The 16,280-nt window shown below is 43.2% G+C and carries 17 protein-coding genes; 7 read left to right on the top strand and 10 right to left on the bottom strand.

All coding sequences use genetic code 11. From position 1 onward, the window contains the following. Position 1: 1 nt before the first annotated feature. Complete coding sequence (gene rpsU, locus ORQ98_RS14730; protein ID WP_163832384.1) at positions 2-217, bottom strand: 30S ribosomal protein S21; 216 nt, start codon at positions 215-217, stop codon at positions 2-4. A 212-nt stretch (positions 218-429) separates the two neighbouring features. Here rpsU and tsaD point away from each other — a divergent pair, with 212 nt between their 5' ends. From tsaD to ORQ98_RS14715, 3 genes are read left to right on the top strand one after another with little or no spacing between them, the layout of a single operon-like run. Next, positions 430-1,461: a tRNA (adenosine(37)-N6)-threonylcarbamoyltransferase complex transferase subunit TsaD gene (tsaD, locus tag ORQ98_RS14725; protein WP_274689568.1), complete on the top strand. Its 1,032-nt coding sequence runs from the start codon at positions 430-432 to the stop codon at positions 1,459-1,461. Positions 1,462-1,510: 49 nt separating this feature from the next. Then, on the top strand, positions 1,511-1,870 hold the full coding sequence (gene folB / locus ORQ98_RS14720) for a dihydroneopterin aldolase (protein ID WP_274689567.1): 360 nt from the start codon (positions 1,511-1,513) through the stop codon (positions 1,868-1,870). A gap of 16 nt (positions 1,871-1,886) precedes the next feature. Next, positions 1,887-2,414: a 2-amino-4-hydroxy-6-hydroxymethyldihydropteridine diphosphokinase gene (locus tag ORQ98_RS14715; protein ID WP_274689566.1), complete on the top strand. Its 528-nt coding sequence runs from the start codon at positions 1,887-1,889 to the stop codon at positions 2,412-2,414. Between the two features lie 50 nt (positions 2,415-2,464). Here the strand turns inward: ORQ98_RS14715 and ORQ98_RS14710 are convergent, their stop codons facing one another. The 8 genes from ORQ98_RS14710 to ORQ98_RS14675 are packed head-to-tail and all read right to left on the bottom strand — an operon-like array spanning position 2,465 to position 11,130. After that, a complete protein-coding gene (locus ORQ98_RS14710) occupies positions 2,465-3,613 on the bottom strand; it encodes a tRNA nucleotidyltransferase/poly(A) polymerase-related protein (RefSeq protein WP_274689565.1) in 1,149 nt (382 codons plus the stop codon). A gap of 18 nt (positions 3,614-3,631) precedes the next feature. Then, the gene (gene glpE, locus ORQ98_RS14705) at positions 3,632-3,961 is read right to left on the bottom strand and encodes a thiosulfate sulfurtransferase GlpE (RefSeq protein ID WP_274689564.1); all 330 of its coding nucleotides are present in this window, start codon (positions 3,959-3,961) and stop codon (positions 3,632-3,634) included. Further along, positions 3,958-4,779 carry a symmetrical bis(5'-nucleosyl)-tetraphosphatase gene (locus ORQ98_RS14700; RefSeq protein ID WP_274689563.1) on the bottom strand — a complete coding sequence of 274 codons (822 nt, stop codon included), beginning with the start codon at positions 4,777-4,779 and terminating at the stop codon, positions 3,958-3,960. Before ORQ98_RS14700 ends, glpE begins: the two co-directional genes overlap by 4 nt. 17 nt (positions 4,780-4,796) lie before the next feature. Then, positions 4,797-5,180: a Co2+/Mg2+ efflux protein ApaG gene (gene apaG / locus ORQ98_RS14695; RefSeq protein ID WP_274689562.1), complete on the bottom strand. Its 384-nt coding sequence runs from the start codon at positions 5,178-5,180 to the stop codon at positions 4,797-4,799. Between the two features lie 27 nt (positions 5,181-5,207). Next, positions 5,208-6,008: a 16S rRNA (adenine(1518)-N(6)/adenine(1519)-N(6))-dimethyltransferase RsmA gene (gene rsmA, locus ORQ98_RS14690; protein WP_274689561.1), complete on the bottom strand. Its 801-nt coding sequence runs from the start codon at positions 6,006-6,008 to the stop codon at positions 5,208-5,210. Between the two features lie 15 nt (positions 6,009-6,023). Beyond that, positions 6,024-7,019, bottom strand: a complete 996-nt coding sequence (gene pdxA, locus ORQ98_RS14685; protein WP_274689632.1) for a 4-hydroxythreonine-4-phosphate dehydrogenase PdxA — start codon at positions 7,017-7,019, stop codon at positions 6,024-6,026. Then, positions 7,019-8,305 (bottom strand): peptidylprolyl isomerase, encoded by a 1,287-nt coding sequence (locus tag ORQ98_RS14680; RefSeq protein WP_274689560.1) that lies wholly within the window; start codon positions 8,303-8,305, stop codon positions 7,019-7,021. Before ORQ98_RS14680 ends, pdxA begins: the two co-directional genes overlap by 1 nt. Before the next feature lie 2 nt (positions 8,306-8,307). Next, positions 8,308-11,130 carry an LPS-assembly protein LptD gene (locus ORQ98_RS14675; protein ID WP_274689559.1) on the bottom strand — a complete coding sequence of 941 codons (2,823 nt, stop codon included), beginning with the start codon at positions 11,128-11,130 and terminating at the stop codon, positions 8,308-8,310. Positions 11,131-11,397: 267 nt separating this feature from the next. Here ORQ98_RS14675 and ORQ98_RS14670 point away from each other — a divergent pair, with 267 nt between their 5' ends. The 3 genes from ORQ98_RS14670 to djlA are packed head-to-tail and all read left to right on the top strand — an operon-like array spanning position 11,398 to position 14,020. Then, positions 11,398-12,462, top strand: coding sequence for an aminoglycoside phosphotransferase family protein (locus tag ORQ98_RS14670; RefSeq protein ID WP_274689558.1), 1,065 nt, complete (start codon positions 11,398-11,400; stop codon positions 12,460-12,462). After that, a complete protein-coding gene (murU, locus tag ORQ98_RS14665; RefSeq protein ID WP_274689557.1) occupies positions 12,459-13,151 on the top strand; it encodes an N-acetylmuramate alpha-1-phosphate uridylyltransferase MurU in 693 nt (230 codons plus the stop codon). Before ORQ98_RS14670 ends, murU begins: the two co-directional genes overlap by 4 nt. 29 nt (positions 13,152-13,180) lie before the next feature. Next, a complete protein-coding gene (djlA, locus tag ORQ98_RS14660) occupies positions 13,181-14,020 on the top strand; it encodes a co-chaperone DjlA (RefSeq protein ID WP_274689556.1) in 840 nt (279 codons plus the stop codon). A 24-nt stretch (positions 14,021-14,044) separates the two neighbouring features. Here the strand turns inward: djlA and ORQ98_RS14655 are convergent, their stop codons facing one another. Continuing rightward, positions 14,045-15,226 carry a DUF3530 family protein gene (locus ORQ98_RS14655; protein WP_274689555.1) on the bottom strand — a complete coding sequence of 394 codons (1,182 nt, stop codon included), beginning with the start codon at positions 15,224-15,226 and terminating at the stop codon, positions 14,045-14,047. 101 nt (positions 15,227-15,327) lie between these two features. Here ORQ98_RS14655 and rpe point away from each other — a divergent pair, with 101 nt between their 5' ends. Continuing rightward, positions 15,328-16,002: a ribulose-phosphate 3-epimerase gene (gene rpe / locus ORQ98_RS14650; RefSeq protein ID WP_274689554.1), complete on the top strand. Its 675-nt coding sequence runs from the start codon at positions 15,328-15,330 to the stop codon at positions 16,000-16,002. Positions 16,003-16,280: the final 278 nt, after the last annotated feature.

Raw genomic sequence — 16,280 nt, 5'->3', positions numbered from 1 at the left:
ATTAATATAAACGCTCGCGACGACGCTGTTCTCTTTGTAGCTTCTTAGCGTGACGCTTTACAGCAGCAGCCGCTTTACGCTTGCGAACAGTAGTTGGCTTTTCGTAGTGCTCACGACGACGAACTTCAGCCAAAACACCAGCTTTCTCGCAAGAACGCTTGAAACGACGCAGGGCAATATCAAAAGGCTCGTTTTCTTTTACTTTTACCGCAGGCATGCAGATTACACCTTCCTTTATAAGTCTATGGTTAATTTGAATGTTAAGTGGTCATCACACAGTTTAGACCACGATGAAGGTGGCGAATATTAAAGGGTTCTGTCAAGAAATGCAAAGGGTAGGTTAGCGGCCTTAGAGAATTGCAAAAGTTAAATCGTATTTACAGTGTGGTTATTTTATTATTGGCTTTTGTTTTTTGGTATTAGTACAAGATGATAGTAGTAGGTATAGAAACATCCTGTGATGAAACCGGTGTTGCTGTTTATGATAGTAACCGAGGGTTGCTGGGTGAGGCATTGTTTAGCCAAGTGGCCATGCATGCTGACTATGGTGGTGTGGTGCCTGAATTAGCTTCGCGCGATCATATCCAGCGGCTCGTGCCTTTGTTAGATCAGGTGCTGCAACAGGCATCACTGACTAAACAGGATATAGATGCAGTGGCCTATACCAATGGCCCAGGACTAATCGGTGCCTTGATGGTGGGGGCTACTTTCGCCCGATCACTCAGCTATACCCTTAATATCCCTGCAATAGGGGTGCATCATATGGAGGGTCATCTGTTAGCGCCTATGTTAGAAGAACAGCCACCAGCGTTTCCTTTTGTTGCCTTATTGGTTTCAGGTGGGCATACCCAATTAGTAGATGTTAATGGCATTGGCCAATATGAGCTATTAGGGGACTCGGTTGATGATGCGGCAGGTGAGGCATTTGATAAAGCAGCGAAAATGATGGGGCTGGACTACCCTGGTGGTCCACGAATTGCCAAGCTTGCTGAAAATGGTACACCTGGGCGATTTAAGTTTCCTCGACCGATGACTGACCGGCCTGGTTTGGCTTTTAGTTTTAGTGGGCTTAAAACCTATACCTTAAATACGATTCAAGCCGCAGAGCAAAGCGGTGACTTAAGCCAACAGACTTTAGCTGATATTGCCTATGCTTTTCAGGAGGCTGTTGTTGAAACCTTGGCGATCAAGTGTCGTCGAGCACTGCAAGCGACTCAACATAAGCGCTTGGTCATAGCTGGCGGTGTTAGTGCTAATAAAATGCTGCGAGATAGGTTAACCGACATTGCGGCGAAAGAGTCCGCTACATTGTTTTATCCGCGACCAGCTTTCTGTACTGATAATGGTGCCATGATTGCCTATGCTGGATGCCAGCGACTTTTGGCGGGTGAGCAAGAAGTGAATCCTATACAGCCAAAGCCGCGCTGGCCAATGGAAGCATTAAGTGCAGTAGGTAGTTAGTGCTTTCAGTTGATTGATGTAACTATTTGGTAGATGTGATGAGAGTGGAATGGACAAAGTATTAATTGAGCAGCTTGAGGTTTCTACGGTTATTGGCGTTTATGAATGGGAAAAACAACAGCCTCAGCCACTAACTATCGATCTAGCGATGGATATAGACTGCACTGCTGCAATGCAATCTGATGATTTAACCGATGCGTTGGATTATGCCAGAGTAGCAGAGCTAGTCACTGCATACTGCAACAAAGAGCAGTTTCAGTTACTGGAGAAATTAGCGGGTGAGTTAATTCGACTGATCTTTACTGAGTTTTCGGTTGCTGCCGTTAAAATAAAAATTCGTAAGCCGCAAGCTATTGAAAATGGAATCGCCGCTGTTGAGTGTTTCCGCACCCGTGAGCAGATGAACTAACTAATTGATACTCCCAATGAAGCAAGCAGTATTGCTCGGTATTGGTTGTAATGTGCAGCCAATAACTCAAGTCCCTAAAATTCTTAATGTGCTGGTTGCAAGGTTCGATCAGGTTTGGTTGAGCCGACTGGTAATGACTAAACCGGTAGGTGTAAATAATGCCGCTGATTTTTGTAATGGTGTTTTGTATTTTTATTCAGATTTATCTGAACAGGCTTTAAATGAGTGGTGTAAGCAGTCAGAACAACAAATTGGCAGAGCACCACAAGACTGTAAGTCAAGACAAGTGGCAGACTTGGATTTGTTATGGTGTGGCCCTTCAAGTCAGAGGCTCGACCCTACAGCAATCATTACGGAAAGTTACTACCAGCAGCCTGCTAAAGATGTTTTAACATTAGTGGACAGGTTAGCCTCAAATGCCACCACTTTTGTTTCACAGCCAGTTAATGTTTTGCGAGTCTCAGGCCCTAATAGTGAAGTGGTGGGTGATAAACCAACCACTATTGAGAAACAAGTGTTGCCTTCAAAAATAAAAGGCTTTTAGCTGATCGCTTAACCTAGCTGTCTAACATATTCATATGGCTTTAAGGATACTTAGGCTAGTGCTTTATTGATAATCTCAAGTTGCTGCTGAGCTATTGCCTGGCCCAGCGCTTTACCTTTTTGGCCCTGTGCCTGTAGTTTCTTTATATCAATTTGTTTAAATTGTTGGCTAATACCTAATAATTTATCAGCAGCTACAAGAAGTGGCTGCTGCAACTTGTTTGTGGCAATTTCAATAGCTGTGATGATATGGGTAAATCGCGCTGGCCGTCTTACTGCATCGGCCTGCTTTAAACACTGCCAAACAACTTCCGCTGAAAGTGGTGGGGTGGTTAAAAGAGGTAATAATTGAATACCTGCTTTTGTTATCGCCTTAAACTGATTGGGCAGTTTGAGATTTTCTGCAAACTGCTCAAAATGGCTGATGGCGGTTGGCTGCTGAATTAATTCATTGCTGGAAAACAGGCTGATAATAAATGCTGCAAAACGAACAGTCTCAGGCTGTGTTGTTGTAACTGCTGCATCTAAAGTATTCAAAGCAGCAGTAGGAATTGTTAGTTGGCTGATAGTTAAAGGTGATATTAAAATATTTAGAGCGCCACACTGATGTAGGGTTTGAAAATAAATGGCTGGGTGTGGCTCAGCTAATGCTCGTTCAGTTTCCTGCCATACCCGCTCTGCTACTAAATGACTGGCTTCTCCAGAATTAACCATATCAACCATTAATGACATGGTTTCTGGGGCGATAGTAAAGCCCAAATGATGATACCGGGCAGCAAAACGAGCAACACGTAATATTCTTAAAGGATCTTCAGCAAATGCAGGCGACACATGTCGTAAAATGCCTTGCTTTAAATCCTGGCAACCATGGAATGGGTCAATTAACTCGCCATCCAGAGTTTGGGCAATGGCATTGATAGTTAAGTCTCGCCTTAATAGGTCCTCTTCAAGAGTAACGTCAGGAGCTGCATGACATATAAAGCCTGTGTAGCCTTTTCCCTGCTTACGTTCGGTACGAGCTAATGCATACTCTTCATGGCTTTGAGGATGAAGAAAAACTGGGAAGTCTTTGCCTACTTGTTCAAAGCCATTAGCCAGCATTTCTTCTGGGGTACTGCCTACGACTACCCAGTCTCTATCTTTAACAGGCTTACCTAACAGGTGATCGCGAACGGCGCCACCAACTAAAAATACTTTCATAGGGCTACTAAATAAATACTACTCTTCCACTGTATCGTCGCAAACAGAAGGGTAATCCTGCTGCCAGGCGGTAAAGCCACCATCCATACTGTATACATTGCTGAAACCTTGGTCAGCAAAAAAATGTGCTGCCGCTAAACTGCTATGCCCATGATAGCAATAGATAATAATAGTATCTTCTAATTCTGCATTAGCTAAAAAATCGTGAATGCCTTGATTATCTAAATGAGTAGCGTTGGGGATGTGGGCCTGTTGATAGCTGTTTAAATCGCGAATATCAACAAAGATGGCACCTTGTTGCAAGTGGTTGAAAGCGTCTGCGGTAGAAACTCGTTTAAATTCACTCATTGGGTTTTACATTGGCAGGTGGTGGTTTTTTTAGACTCTACATTCATTAGCGTTAAGTGATTACCCCATACACAGCCTGTATCCAGAGCAAAAACATTATGGCTGTCACTATCGGTTTTGCCTTCTAAAGCAGCCCAGTGGCCAAATAAAATAGTAGTATCTTTAGCTTTACGCTTACTGTGTAAATACCAGGGCTTATAGCCTTTGGGGCCTTCTTTTGGGGAACCTTTAGCAGATAATTCCAGCTCACCAAAGCAATTACAAAATCGCATCCGGGTAAAGTAATTAGTAATCAAGCGTAACCGTGGCCAGCCTTTCAAGTTTTTATCCCAGCGATTGGGCTGGTTACCATACATATTACTTAAAAAATCGATAAAGTGCTCACCTTGTAGTACTTCTTCAACTTCTGCAGCACGAGTTAGTGCTTTTTTTATGGACCATTGTGGAGGGATTCCCGCGTGTACCATAGCCACATTGTTAGTTTCATCATAATAAACTAACCGCTGATGACGTAGCCAATGGAGTAGTTGGTCTCGATCGGGAGCAGCTAAAATATCACTTAATGTGTCTTGCTTTTTATGGGATTGAACCCCGTGAGCAATGGCTAATAAATGTAAGTCATGGTTGCCAAGGACAATTTTGCAGCTGTCACCCAGTTTATAAATATATCGTAGGGTTTCCAGAGAACTTGGTCCTCGGTTAACTAGATCGCCTACAATCCAAAGCCTGTCTTCGGGTGGACTAAATTTAACTTTTTCCAGTACGCACTGTAGCTGATAAAAGCAGCCTTGAATGTCGCCAATTACATAAGTAGCCATCGTTCGCTCGGTATTTATCAGTGAACTATGTTGGGTACCGCTAAAGTAAAAGGAGTTATTGGAGCATTAAATAGCTGACCATCTTTAGCTTGCATTTGGTAGCTGCCATACATGCTGCCAACCGGCGTTGGTAAAATGCAGCCACTACTATAGGTATAGCTGGTACCTGGTGCAATGGAAGGCTGCTGACCAACAACGCCATCTCCTTGGATATGCTCTACTTGGTTTTCTCCGTCAGTAATTATCCAGTGTCTAGATAACAGTTTTATGGTTTGGTTGCTTTCGTTGGTAATTGTGATGGTGTAGCGAAAGACAAATTCAGATTCAGTAGGCTCAGATTCATGGGGCAGGTATTCTGTAACCACGTCGATTTTAACTGGATGAGGGCAAGTGTCTGTCATGATATTAAGTATAGTGTTTTAAATTGTTTAGCGTTTAGCCAAATAATTAGCCAGGCTAATAAATTGCGATAAAGTAATTTGTTCCGGACGAAGGGTAGGGTCAATGGCAAGTTGGTGAAGTTCTTCAGCCGTAAATAATGACTTAAGTGTATTACGAATGGTTTTACGTCGCTGGCTAAAAGCTAGTTTTACTACCTGTTCGAGTTGCTTGATGTCTTCAGCTGGGTGCTCAATGGTTTGATGGGGCGTTAATTTTACAATGGCGGAGTCTACTTTAGGGGCTGGTTTAAATGCACCAGGACTAACTGTAAATAAATAGTCAACCTGACAGAAGTACTGAGCCATTATGCCAAGCCTGCCGTATGCTTTTTCGCCAGGCTGAGCGGCTAATCTTTCTACCACTTCTTTTTGCAGCATAAAATGCATATCACTAATTAGCTCTCGAAAGCTAAATAGATGAAATAATAAAGGAGTGGAAATATTATACGGCAGATTTCCAATTACTCGGATTTTTTGGTTGGGCTCTGTTAGCTGGCTAAAATCGAATTTAAGTGCGTCTCCCTGATGGAGGTGAAAGTTGTTGTAACTAGCGAAACTTGCTAATAATCCTGGCACTAAATCACGATCAAGTTCAATCACATGAGTTTCACCAGCTGATGCTACTAAACTAGCCGTTAAGGCGCCTTGACCAGGGCCTATTTCAACTAAGTGTTGGCCTTGCTGTGGTGCGATGGCGTGAATAATGCGTTGAATAACACCTGCATCATGTAAAAAATTTTGCCCAAAGCGCTTGCGTGCCTTGTGGTGAAAAGTCGGGGGATTAGCCATAAAGAAATAAATAGTTCAGCCTTGTTGAGATTGCGACATATTAATCGCGTACTCAATTGCAGTAAACAAACTTCCTGGGTCGGCTGTCCCTGTACCTGCTAAGTCTAAGGCTGTGCCATGATCAACCGATGTTCTAATAAAGGGGAGGCCTAAGGTGATATTAACTGCATGTCCGAAGCCAGCATATTTAAGTACGGGCAGCCCTTGGTCATGATACATAGCTAAAACAGCATCAGCTTGAGCTAAAGGCTTTTGAGTAAAAGCTGTGTCTGCAGGTAATGGCCCAGTTAGGTTAAAGCCAAATTGTTTGGCTAAGCGATTGAGCGTTGGAGTAATGATTTCAAGCTCTTCTGTGCCTAAATGCCCTCCCTCACCTGCATGAGGGTTTAAGCCGCAAACCAAAATATGTGGCTGTGGGATACCAAATTTTTGTTGAAGGTCTTGGTGTAAAACAGTAATGACTTGTTCAAGTAGTATTGGCGTGATAGCAGATGACACTTTTCTAAGTGGAAGGTGGGTGGTAGCTAATGCCACTCTTAAGTTATCGCTGGCCAGCATCATCACTACTTGTTTTGTGTTCGTTGCTTCGGCTAAGTACTCGGTATGACCACTGAAAGCAACCCCGCTATCATTAATAACTCCTTTATGAATAGGGGCGGTTACCATTGCAGCAAACTCCTGCTGTAAACAACCCTTAATCGCAGAGTCTAACATATTCAGCACATGTCGTGCATTGGCAGAGTTGAGCTGGCCTGGTGCGACTGTATGCTGCGCTTGAGTTGGCAAAATCAATAACTGGTTTAAAGGAGTTGGTTTAGCAGGCTGTTTTGGGTTGTAAGTTTGTAGCTGGATCTCTAGCCCTAATAGCTTGGCTCGTGCTGTAAGGATAGTAGGATCTGCAGCCACCACGAGCTGAGCGTTAAACCGCTGGGCTGCTAATGCAAGGCATAGGTCTGGGCCTATACCTGCAGGTTCTCCGGAGGTGATAATAATCCGGGGACAATAGTGAATCACAGTTTTATTTCTACATAGGCTTCAGCACGAATCTGTCGGAGCCAATTTTGCAGTTCCTCTTCGTACTTGCGGTTCCGTAAAATGATTCGGGCCCTATTTTCTTGAACCAGTTTACTCATATCCTGTTGGCGAGTATCCAGTACCTGTAAAATATGCCAGCCATAGCGGCTTTTAAATGGCTTGCTAATAGTGTTGACAGATACTTCTGGTAACTTGTCCCGGAAAGCTGGGACCATATCGCTTGGATTTACCCAGTCTAAACTGCCACCATTTAAGGCTGAGCCGGAGTCGTCAGAAAAGGCTTTGGCCAGTTGTGTAAAGTCTTCACCATTTTCTAAGCGTAAATAAAGGCGGTCAGCCAGTGCTTTTGTTTGCTGCTCAGAGCGTATTTCGCTGGGTTTAAGCAAAATATGGCGAGCCTTAAACTGGGTTTGCATTAGCTTATCTTGACCACCACGTTTGGCAATCAGTTTAATAATATGAAACCCACTAGGGCTGCGAATAGGCTTACTAGTATCGCCTTTATTCATCGATTGTACTTGGCTGGCAAATAAAGACGGCAGTTGATTAGCTTTACGCCAGCCAAGATCACCACCTTCTAAGGCTTTTTGGCCATCAGATACTGCTACTGCTACCTGGCCAAAATTGGCACCCTGTTTAAGTTTTTGATAAACGGCAGTTGCTTTCTTTTTTGCTTTGTTAATTTGACTTGATGTTGCTGATTCAGGGACAGCTATTAAAATATGCCCTAATCGATAATCTGCGGAAAGCTGGTATTTTCCTTGTTCTGACTGTAGAAAGTTTTTGACTTCTTGCTGAGTCACCTGAATCCTATCTGCTACCCTGCGTTTTCGAACACGATTAATAATTAAATCACGACGAATTTGCTCGCGGGCTTTTTCGAAGGAAATTCCATCCTGAGCTAAGGCTTGCTGAAATTCCCTTAGTGACATGTTATTGCGTTGGGCAATGCGATTAACTGTGTCGCCTAAGGTTTGTTCGCTAATTCGAATATTGGCTCGCTCCCCCATTTGCAACTGTAGGCTTTCGATAATTAGTTTTTCTAAAACCTGTTTGGTGAGGGCGTCCTCTGGAGGAAGCTCAGTACTACGCTGTCTTAGTTTACGGCGCACCATGGCCAGTCGCTCCTGTAGTTGACTGGCTGTTACTACATCGCTATCAACAACTGCAATAATCCGATCAAGGGTTTCTGCGTTTATGTTGACTGGGTTAAATGCCGCCCCAATACAGGCGGCTAAAATAAGTTTTTTATACCACTTCATAGTTATAGCTTGTTGCGCTCTTCCCGTTCACGGTAACCGTCAATCCCTTCTAAGAAACCTTCGACTTTACTGCCAAATAAGTTACCTAAACCTTTCATGACAAACTGAACAAATACACCACTATCGGTTTCTGCATTATCTATATCATCATCACCATCAATCCACTGACGACCAATAAAGCGTATTTTATAACAGCAGCTATCATATTCAGCACCAAACATCGCTTCAAGTCGGCGGCTGTTGGTGACATCATAATTCCAGCGACCTAATGCACTCCAGTTGGATGCTACTGGCCAGATAAACGACAGGTCAGCTTGCTCAATATCGCCATCGGCGAACTGACCGGGAATGGCATTACCATTCTCATCTTTACGAGTACGGTCTACCTGATCGCGGAACCGGTAGCTGAAGTTCAGCAGGCGATTATAGTCAGGATGGTAGCGTAGGCTAGAGGCAAACTCTTCATTGCGACCCTCATTGGTGTTATAGATCCAGTCCTGTTTGAATGAAAGTGCAGAAGTAATATTCCATACCAGCTCAGAGGCCAATGGTGATGTGGATGCTTTTTGGTCATCTAAATAGCGGCGTGTGCTCTCATCAACATTTACATCATTGCTTGGGTTGTTAGCGGTATCAAAGTGATTAGGGTCGAGAAGAACTTCTCGATCTTTAAAGTAGAAAATTTGCCCTGTACCTATCCGGAAGCGCTCAAAGCCGTCATCTTCAATAAAACGTGAAGTAACTCCAAGAGCGATTTGGTTGGCATCGCCTAAACGGTCATAGCCGCTGAAGCGGTTATCTCTCCATAACTGAGCATAACTAAAACTGTTATTTGAGGTATCAAATACAGGGTTTTGCTCTTGATCCCCTCTTTCTGGAGAATAAACATATAAGGCACGAGGCTCTAGGGTTTGCGTGAATTGAGTTTCACCAAACAGAACTTTACGATCAAAGTACAGTCCACTATCTAGGGTGAATACAGGTGTTGTTGTTGAAGGGTTAGTTTCATACCGTAAATTAAAAGGGTTCCTAACTTTATCGCCAGGGATAAAACCCTCTCTATCCAGGTTGGATAACCTATACTGAACGTGCTTGAGTTTTAGGCCAGGAGTAACAAAGGCATAAGGCCATTCAAACTTATATTTTACGCCAGTTTCAGCATAAAACCGGGTGCCTTTGGCATTGGTAAATTCATTGGTTCCTTCACCATAAATACTACGAGTTACATCATTTTCAATATCTTCAGGACTTCGATTTGCGACTTGGCCTTGGTACTGCCAGTCTTTATCCCGAGTGAAGTAGGTAACATCAGTTAGATAATCAAACTCAAAGCCATTATCTGCGAGCAAGTTTCCTTTAAACTCAAACTGAGGGACTTTCTCATAGGAGTCATCGCTGGTGTTGCTCATATTTTGATATTTTTGTACAGCTGTCGTGAAGGTCCAACTATGTTTGCTATCACCACCGTTATAAACAGTTTTAAAGGCTTGATTGAGATTGTCTTGGCTGGAGACTTCTAAGGAGGTGCCAAAATCTCTAAAATAGTCTTTGTCACTGGCTTTAGTGTAATCAATATTAAACTTCCAGCGGTCTGTTAGGCGTTGGTCATGTATCCAGTTAGCATACCAACGATCTTCTCCTGCTTGGCGGTTGCCATCCTTTAAGTCATCACTACCTAGGTAAGCGCCACCTACCTCACCAGAACTATTGGGTGTTAAATAGCGGGACTCGCCTTCAAGCAAAAAGCCTCGCTCAGCCATATAGCGTGGGTAAAGAGTCGCATCGTAATTTGGCGCTAAATTGAAATAGTAAGGGGTCGTAAGATCAAAACCATTATCCCCAGAGGTACCTATCGTTGGCGCTAAGAAACCCGACTGGCGTCGATCATCAATGGGAAAGTAAATATAGGGTGTATAAAAAACGGGGATGCCAGCAACACGAATGGTGGCGTGTTTTGCGGAACCAAATCCGGTGAATTTATTTAACGTGATATCTTTACCCGTTAATGTCCAGGCATTACTGTCTGGGGGGCAGGTTGTATAGTTGGCACTCTCTAAAACAACTAGCTCATCTTCGCGTCGGGTGATCGTTGTTGCTTCTCCACGGCTGTGGTTTTTATGAAAGAGGTAACGCGCACTTTTAATATCCATACGCCCAGACTGAAGGTTGACAGCTGCTTGCTGACCTACCAATAACAGGTTGGGCTCCCTTAAGATAACGTTACCTTCAAACTCTGCTGTATCAGTATTCTGGTGCAAAGTGGCGTTATCGCTTTGTAACTGACGATAGCCCTGGCGAATTAACACCTTGCCAGTAAATTTAGCCGTACCATCCTGATCATACTCAGAGTCCTGTGCTTCGGCATAAATAGGTGCATCGGCAGGGTTACCCTGATAGTCCATACCAAGCCTAAAAGGCTCAATATAGGCACCTGAGCAGTGAGGAGCAACTTGCTGTCGTTGCTCCTCTGTCAGTTGGTCCAGGCTCACCCAATCAAGCTGAGGTAAGACGAGTGGGCCAAAAACCTCATCTTCATGAACTGGGCTTGCACTAGCGGGCTCCTCCTGGCTGGCAAGAGTTACTGGTGAGGTATCAACTGCACTGGCTTTTTTAGGAGGGCGTGGTGCACGCTTGACGGCACTTGGCTGTTTTGACTGGACATTACAATTCCAGCCTTGGCCATTAGCCCCGGGCAGACAGTGCCACTCACTATTCTGACCTCCTTGAGGAGCAGCGTAGAGAGTAAGGCTAGTGGATCCAGCTAACAAACCAGTTGTTAGTAGCCAGTGTATATTGTTTGTGAATTGTAACTTTTTTACTGCCATCGCTATTCAGTCCAGGCTTCCTGTCGGATAAGATTGCCAAGTGACGCAATTCAAGGAAATAACCCAAGAGTTTATAAATGCTATAAATAATAAACAATACATAGCAAAAGCCAATGCGTAATAATTTATGTGTGTTAGCAAGAGCTACCTAATACATAAAAAATTCTGCAATTGAGACCTGAGTTATAGATTTTGTTTTCTAAACTTGGTCTACAGATAAGCTTAATTAACAATCACTAGCAAATTTGTAAATGGTAAAAAGGCTGTATGAATATTAGGCGGCAAGTGCTTTCAAATTGGCTTAAACAGGTGTTGCCGACCATAGAGTGCCAATTTAACTGGCATCACACAAATCATCAAGTATCACTTGTTTTATTATACGGCGATGCGAGTTTTCGAAAATATTACCGAATCCAGCCTGGTACAGATTGTACGCTAATTGCTGTTGATGCGCCTCCAAAGTTTGAAGACTGTAAAGCATTTATCGATATTAGTGAGTATTTATCTAAAAAAAATGTAAAGGTGCCTAAAGTTTATGCACATGACATTAGCAATGGTTTTTTGTTATTGGAAGATTTAGGCGACACATTACTACTAGATCAGCTTAACCAGTCATTAGCAACTGACTTATACCAGCAAGCGGTGACTGAGATGGCAAAGTTTCAAACAGCCCAGGTGCCCAATGGGTTAACCATTCCATCGTATGATGATGCTTTTTTAATGCGAGAGATGGATTTGCTTGAGCCCTGGTTTTTCGAAAAATTACTCAACATCTCTTTAGACCGTGCAACAGTAGAAGCAGTCAATGCTGTTAAGCAGCGCATCATTAGTGAGGTGTTATCTCAGCCAATGACTTGTGTACATAGGGACTATCACAGCCGCAATTTGATGGTGTGGCAGCAACAGCTAGCTGTGATTGATTTTCAGGGGATGGTATGGGGGCCTGCCTGTTATGACTTGGCCTCTTTGTATAAAGACTGCTATATCCGCTGGTCAAGAGAGCAAGTGTTAGCCTGGCTAGAGCAGGCTGCTCAACAACTACCTTTGCTTCAGCCGTACTCCTTTGAGGAAGTAGTTAAGTGGTTCGACTGGACAGGGTTACAGCGTCATTTAAAAGTGTTGGGTTTATTTGCCCGACTAGCGATCAGAGATAAAAAAAATCGCTATTTAACTGACCTGCCAGTGGTTATTGGTTATGTAATGGAAGTGGTAGCCCAATATGAAGAGTTGGCAGCGCTGAAGCAGCTATTTACTGAAATATTGCTCCCTAAACTATTTACGCAGCCCTGGTTCCAGCCAGAAGTATTACAGGAGCCATTAGATATCTCATGAAAGCAATTATTTTGGCTGCAGGGCTTGGTACTCGAATGCGGCCCTTAACCTTAAAAACACCTAAACCGCTACTGCCAGTGTTAGGTAAACCGTTGATTGAGTATCAATTGGAGCGACTGGCTGAAGCAGGTATAAGTCAGTTGGTGATTAACCATGCTTATTTAGGGGAGCAAATAGAGTCTTACTTAAAAGATGGTAGGCGTTGGGGAGTCAATATTAGCTATTCCCCTGAACCTGAACCACTTGAAACGGCAGGTGGCATTGCTCATGCATTATCGTTACTGGGGGATGACCCCTTTATTGCGATTAATAGTGATATATGGTGTAACTATCCCTTGGAACAATTACGCTTGCCCAAAAATAAATTAGCTCACTTGGTGTTGGTGGATAATCCAGGTCACAATGTGATGGGTGATTTTTCATTAATGAATGGTTTGGTGACACTTGAAAGCAAAGCGCAGCGCTTTACTTTTGCTGGTATTAGTGTGTTGAGTCCGGCATTATTTAATAATCTGCCTCAACCTAAATGGCCATTGGCGCCGGTTTTAAAAGAAGCAATTGGCCAAGGGTTAGTGTCAGGCGAGCAGTATCATGGTTATTGGTTGGATGTAGGAACCCCTGAGCGACTTAAACAGTTAGAAAATGACTTGGTGGCCAAAACAGCAATAGTTGAGAAAAGCAGCAGTTGAGAAATAATAGTAACTGAGTGAAATTATAAATGCTTCGTTGGGTTGGGTTATTAATTGCCTTGCTAATAGGTTGGCGCTATGGCGGCTGGCTAGGCGCTTTAATGTTAAGTGGTTTGGTATGGATGTTTAGCCGACAAACCCACTGGCAGGTGTTGCAAGGGGGAAAGCAAGATGGTTCTCCTAAGGCTTCAACCGGTTACCAGAATAATGCACAACAAGTTCAAACTGCTTTCTTTAAAGCGACATTTTTAGTAATGGGAAAGCTGGCCAAAGCAGATGGGCGAGTGTCAGAGCAGGAGATTCAACAAGCAGCATCCATTATGGCTAATATGCGTTTGAGTCAGGAACAGCGTAAAGCAGCCATTGCATTATTTAACCAGGGTAAACAGACTAACAACCAGGTGGTTCAACAGGCACTAGTAGACTTTGCTAGCCAACTAAAAGGCAACCAAAGCTTACTAGATATGTTTATTGAGCTGCAGCTTCAGGCTGCTTATGCAGATGGCCCTATCACTCAATCTGAATGGCAGGTGTTGGAAGATGCGGCAGCGGTATTAAAAATAGGCCCGTTAAAATTGAAGCTGATTCATCAGCGCTTCCTTGCTCAGCAGCAATTTTATCAGCGGCGTAGTAAAACTTCGCTGGGCAAGCAGGTTGATAATGCTTATGCAGTGATGGGTGTTAGTCCAAGTGCAGATGACAAAACGCTAAAGCGTGCATATCGCCGTTTAATGAGTCAGCATCATCCTGATAAGCTACTAGCCAAAGGGCTGCCTGGGGAAATGGTGCAGCTAGCAAAAGAAAAAACCCAAGAAATTCAGATGGCTTATGAGCTGATCAAAAACCACAGAAAAACTATTAACTCTTGATAAAATGCAGTTATAGGTTGTTTATTACTCTTTTTTTGCACGTTTTGAAAGCTCTGTGGTTTTTGCTCGGCGTTTTAACCAACTTTTTACTCGCTTAAATAACCAATCATTTGTGGTCGTTTGACTATTAGGCGCGGCAGGCAAGCGATATTGAAAGTAGTTGTAGTTTTTACTGCGATGAGCTGCTGCAATTCGTTGGTTGGCTTCGGGAGAGGGCCCAGGGTATTGAGTGATATAAATATCAAGAGTCAGTAAATCAGACTTCTCTAGTAGTTGAGGAATAGTTGTTTCTAGTGCCTGGCTAGGTGATGGATTGATTATAATAAGTGCATGGACATTTTCTGGCTTTTGCTCAGCTAGATATGCCAGAGCCCAATGAGCCCCTTCCCGTTGCCCTACTATTACTTGAAAGAGCAATCCTTGTTTAGCTAGGTGACCTAGTCCTTGGTTAATTCGACTGTACATGTCTTTAATGGGGTCGTAGAGTGGAGGCTCTGTTTTTTCAGAAGCTTGGGATTCAGCTTTAGTTTCTTCTGGTTTACTTTTCTCAGGTTGGCCTGTCTTTTGTTCGCTGTCAGCAGTTTGGTCGGTTTCCTTTTTGTCAGTCGAGGTACTCTCCTCTTGTTTAGTCTCCTCACTTGACTTCTCTGTGTCTGATGATGTTGCTGCTTCTACTGTTTGCTGGCCGCTAGCCAAAGTAATGATCCCTTTAGGAAAAAATGTTCTTTCTGGCGGAGGGGGGGGCTTGCTCTCAACAGGCATGATAGCTAATGTATGCCAGCCTGCATTGGGTAATTCTTTTCGTAATGGTAGGATGGTTTTAGGCCAGTTGACATGCTGGCCTTCAGCGGGAATCAGTAAAATCCCTCCTTTGGGAGAGCCTGTGTTTTCCTGTAAATAAGCCGCTAAAAACGTTTCTCCTGCTTTTTCTTTAGGCAGCATTAAGAGTTCGTTCTCAGGTAAATGCTCTGTTAATAACTGAACAAGAGTTTGCTCTGTGGCTGGTAGGTTGGACCTTGTTATCGTTTTTGAGGGGGAGGAATCACTACTGCTACTTTGTTCGGTTGGCTTTGAGTTAGTCGCTGGCTCAGCTTGGTTTTCAGTTGGCTCTTCAGTTTGTTGCTGGGCCAAACAAAAATGGGAAATGCAACCAACAAATAAGCCGAGTGATACAAAGCCAGTTTTCCAGAAAGTTTTTCTAAACACTTATTAGCTCAAATAGGTTGAGAGGTTGCTTCTTTCATGAATTCTAGTTGAGGATCAGTTAAAATTAACTCGCTATGTTGATTTGTCTGGAAACTTAACTAATGAAAGATTTTTTAATTGCTCCCAGTATTCTTTCTGCTGATTTTGCCTGCCTTGGTGAGGAGGTGGACAACGTATTAGTAGCTGGCGCAGATATGGTGCATTTTGATGTGATGGATAATCACTATGTGCCTAACCTGACTATAGGCCCTATGGTGTGTAAAGCGCTGAGAGACTATGGGGTTAAGGCGCCAATTGATGTTCATTTAATGGTGAAACCTGTTGATCGTATTATTGGCGACTTTATTGAGGCTGGGGCAAGTTACATTACCTTTCACCCTGAAGCATCGGAGCATATTGATCGCTCTTTACAAATGATCAAAGCAGGTGGTTGTAAAGCAGGTCTAGTATTTAATCCTGCTACCCGATTAGATCACTTGGAATATGTAATTGATAAAGTTGATATGGTGTTGTTGATGTCGGTTAACCCCGGGTTTGGAGGGCAAAAATTTATCCCACAAACCCTCAACAAAATTCGCCAAGCTCGACAGTTAATTGATGCCAGTGGTTTGGATATTCGCTTAGAAATTGATGGCGGTGTCTCTACAAGCAATATTCGGGAAATAGCTGAGGCGGGGGCTGATACTTTTGTTGCAGGGTCGGCGATTTTTAACACGCCAGACTATAAGGCAGTGATTGATACCATGCGCACTGAGTTGTCTCAGGTCACTGCTTAAGTGCTGTTGACTATACAAAGCAGCAATTAGTATTTGCAGATATTCACTCAAAGTAGCTAGTTTAGAGTGGCTAGCAAAGAGTAAAACCTGTTGTATTTTTTGTTGCTTCTAGCTTGGTACTTTAATAGGGTATGATTAAGTTGAGCAGCTGCATAGTAGCTAACAGATAAAACATTTATTTTTTAATCAGTAAATTGGAGACAAGCGTGAGTCATAGCGGCTTTATTGTTAACCCACGTCTAACTATGTCTGATGACCTTGTACATAGCTGGCGATGG

The sequence above is a fragment of the Spartinivicinus poritis genome, assembly GCF_028858535.1.
Lineage (GTDB): Bacteria > Pseudomonadota > Gammaproteobacteria > Pseudomonadales > Zooshikellaceae > Spartinivicinus > Spartinivicinus poritis.
This window is presented reverse-complemented; position numbering and strand designations above follow the sequence as displayed.